General features: G+C 69.1%; 16 protein-coding genes. 12 read left to right on the top strand and 4 right to left on the bottom strand.

The features are described from left to right. The first annotated feature begins 3 nt into the window (after positions 1-3). The gene (locus ON33_RS16630; RefSeq protein WP_040859932.1) at positions 4-666 is read left to right on the top strand and encodes a DedA family protein; all 663 of its coding nucleotides are present in this window, start codon (positions 4-6) and stop codon (positions 664-666) included. 28 nt (positions 667-694) lie between these two features. Here ON33_RS16630 and ON33_RS16625 read toward each other — a convergent pair whose 3' ends face one another. Continuing rightward, positions 695-2,866 (bottom strand): MMPL family transporter, encoded by a 2,172-nt coding sequence (locus ON33_RS16625; protein WP_040859793.1) that lies wholly within the window; start codon positions 2,864-2,866, stop codon positions 695-697. A 98-nt stretch (positions 2,867-2,964) separates the two neighbouring features. Here ON33_RS16625 and ON33_RS16620 point away from each other — a divergent pair, with 98 nt between their 5' ends. The 5 genes from ON33_RS16620 (at position 2,965) to ON33_RS16600 (ending at position 8,378) form a co-directional block, all read left to right on the top strand. Further along, positions 2,965-3,660, top strand: a complete 696-nt coding sequence (locus ON33_RS16620; RefSeq protein ID WP_245550556.1) for a TetR/AcrR family transcriptional regulator — start codon at positions 2,965-2,967, stop codon at positions 3,658-3,660. A 113-nt stretch (positions 3,661-3,773) separates the two neighbouring features. Next, on the top strand, positions 3,774-5,459 hold the full coding sequence (locus ON33_RS16615) for a metallophosphoesterase (RefSeq protein ID WP_040859792.1): 1,686 nt from the start codon (positions 3,774-3,776) through the stop codon (positions 5,457-5,459). Between the two features lie 63 nt (positions 5,460-5,522). Next, entirely contained in the window at positions 5,523-6,503 is a 981-nt protein-coding gene (locus ON33_RS16610) for a cytochrome c oxidase assembly protein (protein WP_040859791.1), read from the top strand. 192 nt (positions 6,504-6,695) lie between these two features. Further along, complete coding sequence (locus ON33_RS16605; RefSeq protein ID WP_051152326.1) at positions 6,696-7,418, top strand: DUF8020 domain-containing protein; 723 nt, start codon at positions 6,696-6,698, stop codon at positions 7,416-7,418. A gap of 261 nt (positions 7,419-7,679) precedes the next feature. After that, positions 7,680-8,378, top strand: coding sequence for a DUF8020 domain-containing protein (locus ON33_RS16600; protein ID WP_051152325.1), 699 nt, complete (start codon positions 7,680-7,682; stop codon positions 8,376-8,378). An 81-nt stretch (positions 8,379-8,459) separates the two neighbouring features. Here the strand turns inward: ON33_RS16600 and ON33_RS16595 are convergent, their stop codons facing one another. Together ON33_RS16595 and ON33_RS16590 are read right to left on the bottom strand one after the other, a co-directional pair. Further along, positions 8,460-8,771, bottom strand: coding sequence for a hypothetical protein (locus ON33_RS16595; RefSeq protein WP_040859790.1), 312 nt, complete (start codon positions 8,769-8,771; stop codon positions 8,460-8,462). Positions 8,772-8,887: 116 nt separating this feature from the next. After that, on the bottom strand, positions 8,888-9,172 hold the full coding sequence (locus ON33_RS16590; RefSeq protein WP_040859789.1) for a DUF2631 domain-containing protein: 285 nt from the start codon (positions 9,170-9,172) through the stop codon (positions 8,888-8,890). A 199-nt stretch (positions 9,173-9,371) separates the two neighbouring features. Between ON33_RS16590 and dxr the strand changes: the two genes are divergently transcribed. The 3 genes from dxr (at position 9,372) to ON33_RS16575 (ending at position 13,550) form a co-directional block, all read left to right on the top strand. After that, the gene (dxr, locus tag ON33_RS16585; RefSeq protein ID WP_040859788.1) at positions 9,372-10,511 is read left to right on the top strand and encodes a 1-deoxy-D-xylulose-5-phosphate reductoisomerase; all 1,140 of its coding nucleotides are present in this window, start codon (positions 9,372-9,374) and stop codon (positions 10,509-10,511) included. A 22-nt stretch (positions 10,512-10,533) separates the two neighbouring features. Continuing rightward, positions 10,534-11,736, top strand: coding sequence for a M50 family metallopeptidase (locus tag ON33_RS16580; RefSeq protein WP_040859787.1), 1,203 nt, complete (start codon positions 10,534-10,536; stop codon positions 11,734-11,736). A gap of 191 nt (positions 11,737-11,927) precedes the next feature. Continuing rightward, positions 11,928-13,550 carry a TerD family protein gene (locus ON33_RS16575; RefSeq protein ID WP_040859786.1) on the top strand — a complete coding sequence of 541 codons (1,623 nt, stop codon included), beginning with the start codon at positions 11,928-11,930 and terminating at the stop codon, positions 13,548-13,550. Positions 13,551-13,565: 15 nt separating this feature from the next. Here the strand turns inward: ON33_RS16575 and ON33_RS16570 are convergent, their stop codons facing one another. Beyond that, positions 13,566-14,216, bottom strand: coding sequence for an endonuclease V (locus ON33_RS16570; RefSeq protein ID WP_245550555.1), 651 nt, complete (start codon positions 14,214-14,216; stop codon positions 13,566-13,568). A gap of 256 nt (positions 14,217-14,472) precedes the next feature. Between ON33_RS16570 and ispG the strand changes: the two genes are divergently transcribed. The 3 genes from ispG to ON33_RS16555 all read left to right on the top strand — a co-directional run bounded on the left by ispG (position 14,473) and on the right by ON33_RS16555 (position 18,571). Next, positions 14,473-15,606: a flavodoxin-dependent (E)-4-hydroxy-3-methylbut-2-enyl-diphosphate synthase gene (gene ispG, locus ON33_RS16565; RefSeq protein ID WP_373281039.1), complete on the top strand. Its 1,134-nt coding sequence runs from the start codon at positions 14,473-14,475 to the stop codon at positions 15,604-15,606. Between the two features lie 195 nt (positions 15,607-15,801). Then, a complete protein-coding gene (locus ON33_RS16560) occupies positions 15,802-16,665 on the top strand; it encodes a GNAT family N-acetyltransferase (protein WP_245550554.1) in 864 nt (287 codons plus the stop codon). Between the two features lie 106 nt (positions 16,666-16,771). Beyond that, positions 16,772-18,571 carry a penicillin-binding transpeptidase domain-containing protein gene (locus ON33_RS16555; protein WP_040859783.1) on the top strand — a complete coding sequence of 600 codons (1,800 nt, stop codon included), beginning with the start codon at positions 16,772-16,774 and terminating at the stop codon, positions 18,569-18,571. Positions 18,572-18,590 lie beyond the last annotated feature (19 nt).

Below are 18,590 nucleotides of genomic sequence, written 5' to 3'. Positions count from 1 at the left end.
GACATGAACTCGCTGTTGCACCGGATATTGGATATCGCGCCGGTCTGGGTGTACCTGGTCGTCACGCTGCTGGTGTTCGCCGAGGACGCGATCTTCGTCGGCTTCGTGATCCCCGGCGAGACGGCGGCGGTGCTCGGCGGCGTGGCGGCCAGTCAGGAACATGTGCTGCTGTGGCTGATGATCCTGCTGGTGGTGGCCGCCGCCATCATCGGTGACAGCGTGGGCTATGAGGTCGGCAAGCACGTGGGTCCGCGGCTGCTGCAGGCCTCGATCCTGGACCGCCATCGCGGCCGCCTCGATCGCGCGCAGGAGTATCTGGCCCGCCGCGGCGGCTGGGCGGTGTTCCTCGGGCGGTTCACCGCGTTCTTCCGGGCCATGATGCCGGCGCTGGCGGGCACCTCGCGCATGCCGTACCCGCGCTTCCTGCTGTTCAATGCCGCCGGTGGAATCGTCTGGGGCACAACGTTCGTGGTGCTCGGCTTCGTGGCCGGCCAGTCCTACGAGGCGGTGGCCAAGACGGTCGGCCGGGACCTGGCCATCGGTGTCGCCGCCATCGTCGTGCTCGCCCTGATCGTGTGGAAGCTGCGCGAACGCCGCCGCGAGCGGGTGTTCGAGACCGAGTACGAGGCGACCCACCAGGGGCTGATGACGCCCGAAACCGATTGATTGTCAACGGTTCCGGGCGTCGCCCGGCTCAGACGGAGGTCAGCTCGCGCTGCGGTTCCGGCTCGCTGTCCTCCACGGGCCCTTCGATGTTCAGCTTCGGCAGCACCCGGTCCAGGCCGCGCGGCAGCCACCACGCGCGCCGGCCGAGCAGCGCCAGCACCGCCGGGACCAGGGTCAGCCGGACCGCGAACGCGTCGATGAGCACGCCCACCGCGAGCGCGAACGCGATCGGCTTGACCATGGCGTCGTCGGTGAAGACGAAGGAGGCGAATACCGCGACCATGATGGTCGCCGCCGCGGTCACCACCCGGGCGTTGTGGCGGGTGCCCGCCACGATCGCCGCCCCGGCCCCGCGGCCGTGCAGCCACTCCTCGCGGATCCCGGACACCAGGAACACCTGGTAGTCCATGGCCAGCCCGAACAGCACGCCCACCAGGATGATCGGCAGCACGCTCACCACCGGCCCGACCTTCGCGACCCCGAACAGGTCGGCGGCCCAGCCCCATTGGAACACCGCCACCGTCGTGCCCAGCGCCGCCGCGACCGACAGCAGGAAGCTCAGCGCCGCCTTCACCGGCACCGCGACCGACCGGAACACCACGACCAGCAGCACCAGGCTGAGCCCGACCACGATCGCCAGGAACGGCGCCAGCGAGGTCGAAAGCCGTTGCGAGACATCGATGGTGACGGCGGTGTCACCGGTGACGGCCACCTCGGACCCCGGTACCGCGGCGGGCACCCGGTCGCGGATGGCGTGCACGAGATCGGCGGTCTGCTGGGACTCCGGCGCACTGGCCGGAACCACCATGACCAGCGACTGCCCCGCCCGCTGCGTTGCCTGCGGCGGCGCGACATACGCGACGTCGGGCAGCTTGCGCACCGAATCGGCGACGATGGACGCGGCCTGCGGGTCGCCGTCGGCCGTGTCCACGACCAACACCAGCGGGCCGTCCAGCCCGGGACCGAACTTCTCGGCAATGGTGTCGTAGGCCGCCCGCTGCCCCGTCGAGGTGGTCGCGGAACCGTTGTCGGGCAGGGCCGTTCGCAGCGAGAGCACGGGCAGGGCCAACAGGAGCAGCGCCCCGGCCACCGCCACGACGGTGACTATCGGCCGTGCGGTGACCAGCCGCGCCCAGCGCGCGCCCATGCTGTCGGACCCGGTGGCGGTGACCCGCCGATGCGTGCGCGAACCCGGCCGCGGCTTCATCCGGAGCCCGGCGAATCCGGACAGCGCGGGCAGCAGTGTGAGCGCCACCGTCACCGCGATCAGTACCGCCCCCGAGGCGGCCAGGCCCATCACGGTCAGGAAGGGAATGCCGATCACGCTCAGCGCGGCCAGCGCGATGATCACCGTGGTGCCCGCGAAAACGACCGCGCTGCCCGCTGTTTCATTGGCCCGGCGCGCCGATTCTCGCGGGGTCAGTCCCGCGGCCAGCTGTGACCGATGCCGGGACAGGATGAACAGCGCGTAGTCGATGCCGACCGCCAGGCCCAGCATGAGCGCCAGCGTGAGTGCGGTGGAGGACACCGGTGCCAGCGCGGACACCGCCGACAGTCCGCCCACGGTGACGGCGATGCCGAAAACCGCTGACAGGATCGGCATTCCGGCCGCCAGCAGCGAGCCGAAGGTGATCAGCAGCACGAGCACGGCGACCGCCAGCCCGAGGACCTCGGTGATGCCGGGATGCATTTCCCCGGCCCCGTACGCGGATCCGCCGACGGAGACGTCGAGCCCGGCCGCGCGGGCCGGGTCGCCGGATCGCTCGACCGCCTCGCGGGCCGCCTTGGTCACCTTGGATCGATCACCGTCGAAGTGGACCACCCCGACCGCGGTCCGCTGATCGGGCGAGATGGTGCCCGCCTGCTGCGGCGCCGTCACCCCGATCGCGCCCGGCGCGGTCCCGGCCGTCTCGAGCGAGCGCTGGATGACCGCGCGGTAGGGCGCTTCGGTGATGAGGCGGCCCGCGGGTGCGGTGAAGACCAGCTGCGCGTTGGCGCCCGCGGCGTCGGGCGCGGTCTCGGACAGCGTGTCCAGCGCACGCTGCGATTCGGCTCCGGGCACGGTGAAGCGGTCGTCGAGGCGGCCGCCGGCGAAGGCGGCGAGGCCGAGAACGGCGATCAGCAGGACGGCCCAGATCGAGACGACCAGGCCACGGCGTCGGAAGGCGAAATCGCCGATCCGTCCCAGTAGCGCGCTCATGGGTGATTCCTCTCGGAGGCGAGCGGGAATGTTGACGGGCGTGAACTTTATGGGTGTTAACTTGCCATCCAATCTGTACAGGTGTCAACATCGGTGTTGTGGCCATCACTGACGATGCGGCGCAGCGCCCGGCTCGCGAAGGTCCCTACCACCACGGGGACCTGCGCAATGCCCTGGTGCGCGCCTCCGCGCAGCTCGCCGAGATCGGCGGGCCCACCGCCGTCACCGTCCGCGCCGCCGCCCGCGCGGTCGGCGTCACCGCCACCGCCGCCTACCGTCACTTCAACGGCCACGAGGAACTGCTCGCCGCGGTCTGCGACCGGGCCGCCGACGCCCTCTTCGAAGCGCTCGACAGCGCCATGAAAGACGTTCCGGAGCAAGCGGATCCGACCTCGACCGCCATCGCCCGGCTCGCCACCGCCGGGCGCGCCTACATCGAATACGCCGACCGCGAGCGCGGCCTGTTCCGAACCGCCTTCTGCGCCACCGATATCGACGTGCAGAAGGACGTGCACGAGGAGCCCATCTTCCAGCTCATCGGGGTCGGCATCGACGCCCTGGTCGAGGTGGGATTCATGGACGCGCGCCAGCGCCCGGGCGCGGAGTTCACAGCTTGGGCGGTCGTGCACGGGCTGGCCTCGCTGATCGTCGACGGCCCGCTCGCCGACGCCGACGCCGCCGACCGGGAGGCGGCCATCGAGCACGCCATCGCCAATGTGCTGCGCGGATTCGCCACCGGACCGCACGCCGAGCCGTACCGCTCGACCGACCCGAATATCGCCCTGCCCGCCTGATTCGGACGACTCGCCGCGCGAATTGTCCTGTGTTCACCGCCATGTCGCGAGTCCGTAAGCTTGCGGCGTTTTGATGACCGCGCAAACGGACTCACGGTGACAAGGTTCTCTCGATGCTGAATCCTCTCGGCACGGTGCCCCGCACGGGCATTCCGCCACACCTCGCCGCGCAGATGACGATGGACGAGCAATACGAATGGCACCGTTCGTATCTGAAACGGCATCGGGTGACCCGGCGGAACTTCCTGTGGGGCAGCGCCGCCGCGGCCGTGGCCGCCGGGCTCGGCTCCGCCTTCGGCGGCCGTGGCGTCGCCTACGCCGACGACGCTCCGCTGACTGTCGGCGGCCGCCGCGTCGGCTATGGCACCGACGCCGCCGGCGAGCTGCGTTTCTCCGCCCAGCTGTCGCGAAACCCGGGCGCCACCAAGGTCTTCCTCGATCACGGCCCGACCCCCGCGCTCGGCGGCACCCTCGAGGCCGAGGTTCGCAATCTGGTCACCCAGCTCCCGCGCACCGACGGGGGAGTGCTGTCGGCCGAGCAGTTCTACGTGCACGCCCCCGTCGACGGACTGCCCGGGCGGCTGCCGCACTTCTACCGCTGGCGCACCGCCGACGGCTACACCACCGACGTGCTCTCCGCGAGCACCGCCATGCCAAGCTCGCGCGCGGCCCTGCTGCCGTTCCGCTTCACCATGATGGGCGACCAGGGCATCGACGACACCCCGGCCCTGCCCGCCGGCATGCCCTCGGGCGCCTACCGCAACAAGTACGGCGAGGGCGACGCCCCCAGCTCCCGCAATGCCGAGAACATCCAGCGCCAGATCGTCGCCAGCAATCCGGAGTTCCACATCCTGGCCGGCGACATCTGCTACGCCGACACCTCGCACGGCGGCGGCCCGGACTGGTTCGTGCCCAACGGCAAAGCCGACACCGACGCCATCGACGCCTACAACCCGTTCGTGTGGGACACCTACCTGCAGGCCATCGAGAGCAGCGCGGGCCACGTGCCCTGGATGTTCGCCACCGGCAACCACGACATGGAAGCCGTCTACGGCAACCACGGCTACGGCGGCCTGATGGCGCGTATGGACTTTCCCGGGAACGGGCCCGCCGGCTGCCCCTCGGTGTACTCCTTCACCTACGGCAATGTGGCCGTGCTGTCCCTCGACGCCAACGAGGTGAGCTGGCAGGTCCGCGCCAACCTCGGGTATTCCGGTGGGGCACAGAACAGTTGGGTGGAATCCACCCTGGCCACCTACCGCGCGGACCCGAATATCGACTTCATCGTCTGCTTCTTCCACGAATGCGCCTACGCCACCGGCATCGGCGGCGCCAGCGACGGCGGCGTGCGCGGGGCCTGGGCCGGCCTGTTCGATCGGTATCAGGTCGATCTGGTGCTGCAGGGTCACAATCACAACTTCGAGCGCACCGACCCGATGCGCGGCGGACAGCCCACCAAGGCCGCGCCCGACAACTCGATCGTCTACCCCGACACCGACGGCACCGTCTACTACGTGGTCGGCGGAGGCGGCGCCGCACACGGCACCTTCGCCGCGGGCGACACCTACCGCGGCAACGAGAAGCCCGACACCTTCGTGCCCGAGAGCACCCTGTGGAGCTCCGACGGCACCGAGGGCAAGGAGTCCGCGGCCTGGTCACGGGTGCGGTTCAGTCGCTACTCGTTCATCCGGGTGGATGTGCGGCCGGGCGTGTTCTCCAGTGAGATGGACGTGGTCGCGGTCGACGAGAACGGGCGCGAGTTCGACAAGGTGACCTACCGCCGCATGGTCTCCCGCTAGCCGCGCGACGCCATCCCGGTAGCCGTGCCGACCCCGGCGGCGGCACGGCGCATACTGGGTGCCGTGTTACAGACCCAAACACCGCTGCAGCTGCACAGTGTGGTGAGCTCCTGGCGGTGGGACACCTCGACCGTGCTGGTCATCGCCCTGCTGGGGCTCGCGTACGCGGTCTGCTTCCGCAAGGGGAGACAGCGCGGCGAACGGCTTCCGGCGAGCCGGGCCGCCTTCTTCGGGGTCGGGCTCGTGGTGTGGCTGTACTCCGGCATCGGCGTGATCGGCGTCTACTCCGACACCCTGTTCTGGGTGCGCGCGCTGCAGGTGCTCCTGCTGCTCTACCTGGTGCCGTTCGCGATCGCGGCCGGCGCGCCGTTCACCGTGGTGCGCGCGGCGCTCGGCCCGGCGGGCCGGAAGCGCCTGGACGCCATGCTCTCCGGCAGCGTCGCCCGGCTGCTCACCCATCCGGCGACCGCCTCCATGCTGATCCTGCTGCTGCCCTGGATGCTCTTTCTCTCGCCGTGGTACGAGGCGGCGCTGCGGCACGGGGAAGTGGACGCGGTCACCCGAATCATCGTGGTGGCCATCGGGTTCCTGTACTTCTACTCGCGCCTGCAGATCGATCCGGTGCCCAAGCACTTCACGCAGGGGCTCTCGCTGCTCATCACCATCGCGGAGTCGCTGGCCGACGGCATCCTCGGCATCGTGCTGTGGCTCGGGCCACTGGTAGCCACCGGCTATTACGGCTCGCTGGGTCGCGATTGGGGTCCGGGCGCGCGGATGGACCAGACCATCGGCGCGGGAATCCTGTGGCTGCTGGGCGATTTTCTTGGTCTGGTCTACTCGCTGGTCGTGATGCGCGCCTTCGCGGCCGACGAGCGGCGCAAGGCCGGGGAGGTGGACGCGGAGCTGGACGCCGAAGAGGCCGCCCGAGCACGGCGAAAGTCGTTGCCGCGCACTGTTTCCCGGGCGGCGGAGGACGAGGAGCCGGTGTCGACCGGACTGTGGTGGGAGAACGATCCGCAGTTGCGCGAGCGCTTCCGGCGCTGATCCCGTTCGGAGATCCGATCGTGGCGGCTGTCACCCGATCGGGTACCGAGTGACATCGGCTATCAAAGGAACAGATCTGGCTATTTCTCAGTAGATTCTATGTGGACGTTCGACCAGCATGCTCGATATCGCGTCCACTTCCATCTATGGGCCTCGACCGGTGGAAGTAAACCCGTCGGAAGGCCAGAAGCCATGCAGTTCAGCAAACTTGCCGCCACCTCTGCTCTCGTCGTCGCTGCCCTCGGTATGACCGCCGGAACCGTGCACGCCGATCCGGCCCCCGCCCCGTCCCCGGTGATCCCCTCGGTCATCGACGGCATCAATCAGGGTGTCGGCCAGGTGCTTCCGTCCATTCATTGGAACGCGAAGGTGGAGGGCGACTCCGTGGTCGTCGAGACCGACGCCGGGTCGCTCACCACCGCCGATGATCAGTTCCAGGTCCGCGACGATCAGGGCAACGTTGTCACCGGTTTCCCGCTGAGCTACACCCTCGGCGACCTCGAGTATCCGATCGACGCGGCCGTCGACGGCCTGCGCGCGGTCCTCACCCCGAGCACGGATCCGTCCACCGCGCGGCCCAGCGCCATGCTGCACAACGTCGTGAAGCAGCAGGCGTTCGACGACGCGGTCTCCGCCGCCTCCACCCAGTTCGGCCTGATCACCGCCGTCGGAACGCTGGTCGGCACCATCGTCGGCGCCGGCATCGGCTGCGTCGTCGGCATCATCGGCGGTGCGACGCTGAGCCTGCCGGTACTCGAGGCGGCCGGATTCGGGCCGGTGCTCGGGTGCCTGGCCGGCGCGGCCATCGGCATTCCGCTCGGCGCCGCGGCCGGGCTGGTCCTGACCGGTGTGCCGGCCGCCATCATCGTCGGCATCGGCTTCGCTCAGCGCGTCAACGATCCGGCCAACCAGTAACTCGTCGCTTCGCGTCGCAGGCCCGCCGAATGCTCTGAAACTTGGGTGTGAGGCGGGCCTCGTTGTGTAACGGAAGGTTGCCTGGATCACTTCTCTGATCTGCAGCGAACACCATCTTTACGCAAAACATACTTTAAGAAGTGTTCTCGCTACGGTTTGGCAACAAGTAGGCAACATTTGCTGACTTATCTTGGTTCGGGTGCTCGATGAGGACCTCGCTCCCAGGAGGGAAGCGCCCGTTCAAGAAAGCGACGAGAAGTAATGCGTTTCAAGAAGTTTGCCGCCACCTCGGCCCTCGCCATCGCGGCTCTCGGCGTCTCCGCCGGTACCGCCTATGCCGATCCCGCCGCCGCCGTAGCCCCCGCCGCTCCCGGCATCCACTGGGACACCAAGATCGAGGGTGCTTCGGTGGTGCTGAAGACCGACGCGGGCTCGCTGACCACTCAGGACGGCCAGTTCCAGGTGCGCGACAACAACGGCGGCCTGGTCACCCAGTTCCCGCTCAGCGTCATCACCGGTGACGTCGCCCACCCGGTCGCCGCCACGATCGACGGCAACACCGCCACCCTCACCCCGAACATGGACCCGGCCGCCGCCCTCCCGGCCCCGGCCCTCCCGGCTCCCGTGGTCAAGGACGTCGCCAGCCAGGCCGACCAGGATGCCGCGTTCGGCGCCGCGGTCAACCAGTTCGGCATCGCCAGCTCCATGGGCACCCTGATGGGCACCGTCGTCGGTGGCGTGGCCGGCTGTGCCATCGGCGCGGTGGGCGGCGCGGTCGCCGGTGTCGTGATCATGTCGGTGCCGACCGGCATCGCGGGCTGTGTCGCGGGCGCCGCGATCGGCATCCCGCTGGGCGCCGCGGCTGGTCTGGTCGCGACCGGCGTGCCCGCCGCCATCGCGGTCGGCATCGGCCTGTTCAACCGCCTGAATGCGCCGGACTCCACCCCGGCCGCCGGCTGAGTCACTGCGCCACAACAGAATTCGGGCCGGATCGCTCCCAAGCGATCCGGCCCGAATCGGTATCGGGGTACTACCGCGATGTTAGGAGCAGGACGCGTTGAACGAGTCGATGGCGTCGCTCAGATCGGTCACGTTGTCATCGATCAGCGCGGTGGCGAAGGCGGCGATGGCCGCCTTGTCCGCACCATTGGCGGCGATGCCGAGCAGCTTGGTGGCCAGTGCCTTCTGCCCGTCGTTGTCGATACCGTTGGGGTACTGGTCGATTGCGGCGTTGATCAGATCGGTCGCGGCGCTGCAGGCAGCGGACTGGGCTGCAGCGGTGCCGGTCGGCAGTGCCAGCAGGGCGGCGGTGGCGGCCACGGCGAGCAGGGCGGACGGCAGCATCTTGCGCATGAGGATCTCTCCGGTTACTAGTACGTCGTTGTGACGTGGCGAGTGTGCCGGAAGGGGCCGACAAAACCCGAATGCCCCACGGACGTGTCCGTGGGGCAAGGGATTTCGTGTCGTGCCTAGCGCGGGCGCCGCGACACGATGGAGTCGCGGATCAGCATGAACGCGAGGCCCAACGCGAACAGCACCAGGAAGATGTAACCGATATTGCCCGTGCCCGACGAGCTGCCCTGCTGGTTCTCGAACAGCATGGCCAGCAGGATCACGATGACGACCCACCCGGCGGCGCGAGCGGTACGGCGCGACTCGCCGCTCCAGCCCCACGCGGCGGACGGAACCTCGGCGGTGTCGACCTTGGTGACAACCTCAGAGGGGTGCGCGGGTTCCAGTTCCGTGGCGGCCACTGTGGCTCCTTTACGGCTCGAATCGATTGCTGGCCAATATCGTGACATACGACCCGTTGTCGTAGCCAACAGGGGTTTGAACAATTCTGGTGGCTCGCGGGGGTCGGCGACGGAAACCCCGGAGACGATCGGGGCGTGTCGCGCGGGCGGGGCGTCGGGGCGGCGCGGGTTCGGGATCCGAGCAGGGGACAATGGGCGCGTGTCCGACGTTGTGAGAGTTCTGCTGCTGGGCAGCACCGGTTCGATTGGTACGCAGGCACTGGAGGTGATCGCCGCCAACCCCGACCGCTTCGAGGTGGTGGGTCTCGCGGCGCGCGGTGGCAATACGGAGCTGCTGGCACAGCAGATCGCGGCCACCGGCACCAGCAATGTGGCGGTGGCCGACGAGGTGGCGGCCACGAAACTCGGTGTCGCGCTGTCGGGCCCGGCCGCCGCGACCGAGCTGGTCCGGCGCACCGACGCGGACGTCGTGCTCAACGCGCTGGTCGGCTCGCTCGGGCTGGGCCCCACCCTCGCCACCCTGGAATCGGGACGGCGACTCGCCCTCGCCAACAAGGAATCTCTGGTGGCGGGCGGCTCGCTGGTGACGCGGGCGGCCAAGCCGGGACAGATCGTGCCCGTCGACTCCGAGCATTCGGCGCTGGCCCAGTGCCTGCGCGGCGGCCGCGCCGAGGAGGTCGCCAAGCTGGTGCTCACCGCCTCCGGCGGGCCGTTCCGCGGCTGGACCACCGAGATGCTGGAGTCGGTGAATCCGTCCGAGGCCAAGACGCATCCGACCTGGTCCATGGGTCCGATGAACACCCTGAATTCGGCGTCGCTGGTGAACAAGGGGCTTGAACTGATCGAGACGCACCTGCTGTTCGGCATCGGCTACGACGACATCGACGTCACCGTGCACCCGCAGTCCATCGTGCACTCCATGGTCACCTTCACCGACGGCTCGACCCTGGCCCAGGCCAGCCCGCCGGACATGAAGCTGCCCATCGCGCTCGCCCTGGGCTGGCCGGACCGGGTGCCCGGCGCGGCCGCCGCCTGCGACTTCTCCACCGCCTCGACCTGGACCTTCGAGCCGGTCGACAACACGGTGTTCCCGGCCGTCGAACTGGCCCGGCAGGCCGGTAAGGCGGGCGGCTCGGTGACCGCGGTCTACAACGCCGCCAACGAGATCGCCGTGCAGGCCTTCCTCGACGGGCTCATCCGATTCCCCGACATCGTGCGAACCGTCGGGCGCGTCGTGGAGTCCGCCGACCGCTGGGCCGTCGAACCCGGTAGCTTGGACGAGGTGCTCGCGGCCGATACGTGGGCGCGCGACACCGCACGCACGATCGTGCGCGGCTGACAGCAGGAGGGCTCGGAACCGGATGGTCTACGCGATCGGCTTCGTACTGTTCGCCCTCGGGATCACGGCCTCGGTCGCCCTGCACGAATGCGGCCACATGTGGACCGCGCAGGCCACCGGCATGAAGGTGCGGCGCTACTTCATCGGTTTCGGCCCCAAGGTCTTCTCGTGGCGGCGCGGTGAGACCGAATACGGTCTCAAGGCGCTGCCGCTGGGCGGGTTCTGCGATATCGCGGGCATGACCGCCCTCGACGAGCTCGAACCCGAGGAGCTCGACCGGGCCATGTACCGGCAGGCCACCTGGAAGCGGCTGCTGGTGATGTCCGGCGGCATCCTGATGAACTTCCTCATCGGCTATCTGCTCATCGTGCTGCTCGCGGTGGGCTGGGGGCTGCCCCGGTTCGATCAGCCGCCGGCCACCCAGCTCGGGTCCATGAGCTGCGTCGCCGATATGGCCCCCGACCAGTCGCTGCTGCCCTGCACCGGGCAGGGCCCGGCCCAGTTGGCCGGCCTGCAGCGCGGCGACCGGGTGATCGCGGTCGCCGGCGTCCCGATCAAGACCTGGAACGAATTCCGTACCCAGACCGAGAAGCAGACCGGCACTTTCGTATACACCGTCGAGCGCGACGGCAAGACGCTGCCGATTCAGGTCACCCCCAAGATGGCGACGGTGTACACCGACAAGAACGGCGCCCCGAAGACGGTGGCCAAGGTCGGTGTCGGCCAGGACTACTACGCGCCGGTCCAGCACAACATCCTCGCCGCGATCCCCGCCGCGGGCGTCTTCACCGGACAGATCGCGGTCCGCACAGTCGAGTCGCTGGCCCAGATGCCGTCCAAGGTCGTGGACCTGTGGCACGCCGTCACCGGCGGTACCCGCGACCCGGAAACCCCGGTCAGCGTCTACGGCGCCTCCAAGATCGGCGGCGAAACCGCCGAACACGGCCTCTGGTCGATGTTCGTCCTCACCCTCGCCAGCCTGAACTTCTTCCTCGGCGCCTTCAACCTGCTGCCGCTGCTTCCTCTCGACGGCGGCCACATGGCCGTGGTCATCTACGAGAAGTTCCGCAACCTCTTCCGCAACCGCAAGGGCCTCCCCGACGGCGCCCCCGTCGACTACCTGAAGCTCCTCCCCGCCACCTACGTCGTGGTGGTCCTGGGTGGCGCCTACATGGTCCTCACCTTGGTCGCCGACATCGTGAACCCCGTCAAGCTCTTCCCCTGAGTTCGAAAGCCCCAGGCTTTCAACGCAACCCGGCAGCGGTGGATCGAAACGGTCCGCGGCCGGGTGTCGGTGCCGCTGGGTAATCTTGCTCGCCGAGGCCGCGACTGGGCTCGGGTGGGATCGCGAATCCGAAGTTCCTGGCGCAGCGCGTGGCTCGGGATCGACTGGGTACGTGGAACGGGGTTCGGGTCGTGGAGTTGGCGCGTGGTGCGAATGCGCTCGTGGCCGCATCGGCGGTATCGCTGGTGCTGGAATGGGACGGCGATCGGGAAGTCGACCCGCACGCTCTGCTGCTGGCCCCGACGGGCAAGATCCGGTCCGACGCTGATTTCGTCTTCTTCAACGCGCCCCGCCATCCTTCCGGAACCGTTGTGCTGGAACAGATCACGGCCCGGCGGGCCGGACTGGCGGTGCGGCTGAGCGACATCGAGCCCGCAGTGGATCGTGTGGTGATCGCCGGATCCGTCGCCGCCGGGACCTTTCTGGACGTGCCCGCGCTGACGGTCAGCGTTCAGGACGCCGGTCGCCGGCTGGTCGACTACCGCGTGTCGAGCCCGGAAGCCGTGCAGGCCATGGTGTTCGGTGAGTTCTATCGACGTGACGGTGGCTGGAAGTTCCGCGCGGTCGGACAGGGCTGGTCGAGTGGATTGCGTGGGCTCGCCGAGGAATTCGGCGTCGCGGTGGACGACGATCAACCACCCGCATCGCTACCGGCCACACCGACCCCGGCGCCCGTCATGGCTCCCGGCTGGTATGTGGCGTCGCAGCACACCGGCCAGCTGCAATGGTGGAACGGGACGGCCTGGACCGCGGACCGCCGGCCGCAGCATCCACAGGATGATCCGGCGACCTGCGGGCGCTGTGGCCGGCCGAGAGCGGTGCGTCGCATGGGTGGTACGCCGCCGTGCCAATGGTGCCTGCGGGAGGTCCACCAATTCATGGAAACCTGGCGGGGTCACGCCTGGCGGGTACTGACCGCGGACGGGCCCCGCGGCCCGCGCTGGGACGACCTGTGGGTGATGCTGCGGTTCCATCTGGTCAGCGAGGACACCGGGCGCGAGGCGCTGCGGCCGCTGGCCGTCGCACACCTGGAGCGGATGGTCGCCTTCGCCTTCGCCGACAACCAGATCGACCAGGAGGAACTGGACGACTTCGACCGGACCGTGGCCGAGCTGCGGGCCGTCGTCGATCTGTCGGCCGCGGACGCGCTCGTCCACGGGTTGCGGCAGCGGATGCTCCGGGGCCGCTCGCTCACACAGGTGCGGGCCGGGGACCTGCCCCGGGTGAGCCGGCCCGATCTGCACCTCGAGATGGACGAGCTGCTGCACGTGGACGTCGACGCGGAGCAGATCAGATACCTGGCCAGCGGTCCGAAGCAGAGCTCGGGCCGGCTGATCGGCAGCAGCCGGAAGCTGCGATTCATCGGCGCGGGCGCGGGGAGCGAACTGGCGTGGGCCAAGATCGTGTCCGTCCGGCACGAGTACGACACCGTGGTGATCGACGCGACCACGGCCCGGGGTGGCGGCAGCTACCGGGTACGGGACGCCGAATACGTCGCCGCCGTACTGGAGGGCGCGCTGCGTATCGCCAAACGCCTGGTGCTCGCCCCGGGGCAACGCGACTCCCGCGCGATCCCGCAGGACGTGAAGGCCCAGGTCTGGCAGCGTGACGCCGGGAAATGTGCCCAGTGCGGCGCCCAGGAGTACCTCGAGTTCGACCACGTCATTCCCTGGAGCCGAGGCGGTGCGACCAGTGTCGACAACCTCCAGATCCTGTGCCGGGGCTGCAACCTGGCCAAGGGTGCGCGCATGTGACCGCGGCGCCGCCCTTCACTCCACCGAAGGTGTTCCCGCGGTGGAGATTTCGCGCAGGAGCCGGCGGCACAGCTGGTCGGCGCGGCGGGTGGTTTCGGGCTGGCGGAATTCGGGGGTCAAGGCGAGGACCTGGGCGCAGGCGGTGTCCAGGTCGATGAGGTGGCCGACGGAGACGTAAACGGGTTTGACGTCGGTGCGGGTGCGGAGGGCGCGGCCCACCGGGTCGCCGTCGATGGTGATGACCGAAAAGCAGCCGCGTTCACGGCCGGGATCCTCGAAGTCGCCCCAGGCGTTCTTGGCGACGCCGAGGGTCGGCACGCCGGTCAGCAGGCCCAGGTGGCAGGCGAAGCCGAAGCGGCGGGGGTGGGCCAGGCCCTGGGAGTCGCAGATGAACAGATCCGGTGTGGCGGTGAGGTTTTCGAGGGCGCTGAGGGTGGTGGGGAGTTCGCGGAAGGCGAGCAGGCCCGGCACGTACGGGAAATCGGTGGTGCCGTGGGCGGTCGCGACCTCGACGGTCTCCAGGGTTGTGGCATCGAGCACTACGATCGCGGCCACTACGTTGCCGTCCTCGTCGTAGGCCGAGTCGAGCCCCGCAATCGTCCGGAATTCCGGTGGCCGGGGGTTGGCGGCGATCACCTGCGTGCGCAGCCGATCTTGTAGTGCCACCGCCTCTTCCGGGGTCGCCGGCCACGGATCTGGATTCGCTACCTTCACTTTTCGGAGCGTAAACCTTCGCGTCGATCGCAACGAATATGAACTGTAGGCCCCGGGCCGATTCCGGGTCCTGCCGTCGGCGCGGGTAGCCTTGTCGCCGCCGTCACAGGGCGACCGGTAACTGAGCCTCGGTAAGCTCGGAGCCGGTAAGGGTGAGGACTTAGTCGAAAGTAGGCAGCCGATCGTGAGCAGTGCCATCGCATTGGGGATGCCGGCCGCACCGGCGGCCGTCCTCGCACCACGGCGCAAGACGCGCCAGCTGATGGTGGGCAATGTCGGAGTGGGGAGCGAGTTCCCCGTCTCGGTTCAGTCGATGACCACCACCAAGACCCATGACGTCAATGCCACCCTGCAGCAGATCGCGGAGCTGACCGCGTCCGGCTGCGACATCGTGCGCGTGGCCTGCCCGCGTCAGGAGGACGCGGACGCACTGGCCACCATCGCCCGCAAGTCGCAGATCCCCGTGATCGCCGACATCCACTTCCAGCCGCGCTACATCTTCGCCGCCATCGACGCGGGCTGTGCCGCGGTGCGCGTGAACCCGGGCAACATCAAGGAGTTCGACGGCCGCGTCAAGGAGGTCGCCAAGGCGGCCGGTGACGCGGGCATCCCGATCCGCATCGGCGTCAACGCCGGATCCCTCGACAAGCGGATGCTCGAGAAGTACGGCAAGGCCACCCCTGAGGCGCTGGTCGAGTCCGCGCTGTGGGAGGCGGGCCTGTTCGAGGAGCACGGCTTCGGCGACATCAAGATCTCGGTCAAGCACAACGACCCGGTGGTAATGGTCGAGGCCTACCGCCAGCTGGCCGCGCGCTGTGACTACCCGCTGCACCTGGGTGTGACCGAGGCCGGTCCGGCCTTCCAGGGCACCATCAAGTCCGCCGTCGCGTTCGGCGCGCTGCTGAGCGAGGGCATCGGCGACACCATCCGCGTTTCCCTCTCGGCCCCGCCCGCCGAGGAGATCAAGGTCGGCACCCAGATCCTGCAGTCGCTGAACCTGCGTCCCCGCAAGCTGGAGATCGTCTCCTGCCCGTCCTGCGGCCGCGCCCAGGTCGACGTCTACACCCTCGCCAACGAGGTCACCGCCGGCCTCGAGGGCATGGAGGTTCCGCTGCGCGTGGCCGTCATGGGCTGCGTCGTCAACGGTCCGGGCGAGGCCCGCGAGGCCGACCTCGGCGTCGCCTCCGGCAACGGCAAGGGCCAGATCTTCGTCAAGGGCGAGGTCATCAAGACCGTGCCCGAGCACCTCATCGTCGAGACCCTCATCGAGGAGGCCATGCGCCTCGCCGAGGAAATGGGCGACACCACCGAATCCGGCGCCCCGGTAGTCACCGCGGGCTGACCCGATCACCCACTCACGGCCCGGACCGCACGGCCTCGTCGCCGCGGCCGGGGCCCCTCGCTGTCCGCGCTACCCGCGGGGCAGTTGAGTACCGAGAGGTTGGATTGGGTTGGGGTGTTTGGGGTTTTGCCTGGTGACTCGGCGGTTGGGGGCAATCGGGCGGCGCGGCGCCGGAAGTTCTGGCAGGCTGTCAGCGTGCGGAGTGTGCTGGAGCCGACTCGCCGGGGCCGGACGTCCGGGGCCCGTCAGCTCGCGAACCGCGATCTGACGCAGGTTCTGCGTGTGCTCGACACCGATCCGGTGGCGACCTGTATGGTCGCCGCGCGCCTGCAGGAGTACGGGCTGGACCCGCGTGGCGTGTACGGCGAGCTGTGGACCCGGGGCGGGCCGGCGGAATCGCTGTGCTTCTCGGGCGCGAATCTGATTCCGCTGCGCGGTGGTCGCGACGATATGAGGGCCTTCGCGGAGCGCGCGATCAAGGGGCCGCGGCTGTGCTCGTCGGTGGTGGGCCGTCGTGAGCTGGCATTGCCGCTGTGGGAGTTGCTGGCCGAGCACTGGGGGACGCCGCGCGAGGTGCGCGAGGATCAGCCGCTGCTCGCGCTGGAGCGGCCCGCGAGTATCGCTCCGGATTTGCGGGTGCGCCGGGTGCGCCCTGAGGAGATCGACCGGTACCTGGTCGCGGCGGTCGCCATGTTCACCGAGGAGATCGGCGTCGACCCGCGCACGGGCGACGGCGGGCGCAGTTATCGACGCCGGGTGTCGGGCCTCATCGATTCCGGCCGGGCCTGGGCGCGATTCGAGGACGGCGAGGTCGTCTTCAAGGCCGAGGTCGGCGCGTTGTCGCGACGCACCGGACAGATCCAGGGCGTATGGGTCCATCCGGACAAACGCGGCCAGGGCTGTGGCACTGCCGGAACCGCCGCGGTGGCCAATGTGGTGGTCTCCTCCGGGCGCACGGCCAGCCTGTATGTCAACTGCTACAACGATGTTGCGCGCCGCGCGTACGGCAAGGTGGGCTTCCGTCAGGTCGCCACCTTTGCGACCGTGCTGCTGGATTGAGTCCCATTTCGAGCGCGGGGAGGCGGAGCGGGACCTGAACGTGAAATCCGTTCCGTTACAGTGTGTCGCACCGGTTTGCCGGTAGTTGGCTCTAGCATCTGACCCGATGTCTCCTCGGGTCTTCACCACGCTGATCGCCGCCGCGGTCGCCCTTCCGGCCGTCGCGCTCGCGGCCGGTTGCTCGTCGGGTCCGCAGGGCCCCTCGCAGGCGGCCGAGGCCTTTGTCTCCGCCTTCGCCGACCATGACGTGCAGGCGGCGGCCGACCGCACCAGCCAGCCCGAAAAGGCCGGTGCCGCACTGGCTTCGGCGTGGGATCAGCTGCAGGCGGAGAAGCTGGTGGCCTCCACCGGCGCCGCCCGCGTCACCGGTGACACCGCCATCGTCGACTACACCTACGAGTGGCATATGCCCAAGGATCGCGTCTGGACCTACCAGGGCCAGCTGCAGATGGGCCGGGCCAACGGGCAGTGGCAGGTGCGCTGGTCCTCGGCGGACATCCACCCGCAGCTGGGCAATACCCAGACGCTGCAACTGCGTTCGACTCCCGCGCCCCGAGCCCGGGTGAACGAGCGCTCGGGCAGCGATGTGATGGTGCCGGGCTCGCTGTACCGCGTGACCTTCAAACCGTCGGCGTCCACGGACCCGACCGGTGTCTCCGCCGCGCTGGCGAATGCCCTGCACCGCTTCGACGATCACGTCACCCCGGACGCGCTGCTGCGCGCGGCCCGCAAGGCCGACGGCGCCTACACCGCGGCCCTGCTCTCGGAATGGGAGTTCGGCCAGGTGAATTCGCAGCTGCTGGGTCTGTCGGGGGTCACCTTCAACAAGGAATTCGATCTGGTCCCCACCGATCGCCACTTCGCCCCCGATCTCATGACCCAGGTCCGCAAGACCGTCATCGACGAGGTGGACGGCAAGGCGGGCTGGAGTGTGGTGACCGTGAACGCCAATGGCGTCGATACCGACGTGCTGCAGGAGGTCGATCCCCAGACCTCCCCGTCCTTCTCTCTCAGCGTCGATCGCTACATCCAGAACGCCGCCCAGAGCGCGGTGGACGGCCGCACCGAGCAGGCCATGATGGTGGTGCTGCAACCCTCCACGGGCGCGGTGCTGGCCATCGCGCAGAACGAGGCGGCCGACGCCGACGGCCCGGTGTCGGCGACCGGCCTGTATCCGCCGGGCTCGACCTTCAAGACGGTGACCGCGGCCGCGACCATGACCGCCGGCAATGCCACCCCGGACACGGTGGTGCCGTGCCCGAGCCAGATCGTGGTGGGGGAGCGCACGATTCCCAACTACGACCTGTTCAGTGTCGGCAATGTCCCGATGGCCACCGCCTACGAGCGGTCCTGCAACACCTCGTTCGCCAAGCTCGCCTCGGAGCTCGGCGGTCAGGATCTGCGCACGGCCGCGGCGTCGCTGGGGCTGGGCCCGGATTACACGATGGCGGGCCTGCCGACGGTGTCGGGTTCGGTGCCGCCCGACGATGATCTGGTGCAGCGCGCCGAGGACGGCATCGGCCAGGGCAAGGTGCTGGCCAGCCCGTTCGGCATGGCGATGGTGGCGGCGACGGTCGCGCACGGTTCGGCGCCGGTGCCGTATCTGATCGCGGGCCATCCGACGCAGGTGTCGGGTGGTCGGCCGCAGTTGAAGCCGGAGGTCATCGACGGTCTGCGGTTGATGATGCGCAAGGTGGTGCTCGGCGGTACGGCCGAGCGCATCGTCGATCAGGGCGAGGTGTACGGAAAGACCGGTGAGGCCGAGGTGGACGGCGGTTCGCACTCGTGGTTCATCGGCTACCGCGGTGATCTGGCCTGGGCGACCCTGGTGGTGCGCGGCGGCAGTTCGGACAATGCGGTGGCGGTGACGCGGGATATGCTGGCGACCCTGCCACCGGGCTATTGAGAACTACCGCTTCGGAATT

Source organism: Nocardia niigatensis NBRC 100131, assembly GCF_000308655.1.
GTDB classification, from domain to species: Bacteria; Actinomycetota; Actinomycetes; order Mycobacteriales; family Mycobacteriaceae; genus Nocardia; species Nocardia niigatensis.
Note: the sequence above shows the minus strand (reverse complement) of the source record. Positions and strands in the feature narration are given on the sequence as shown.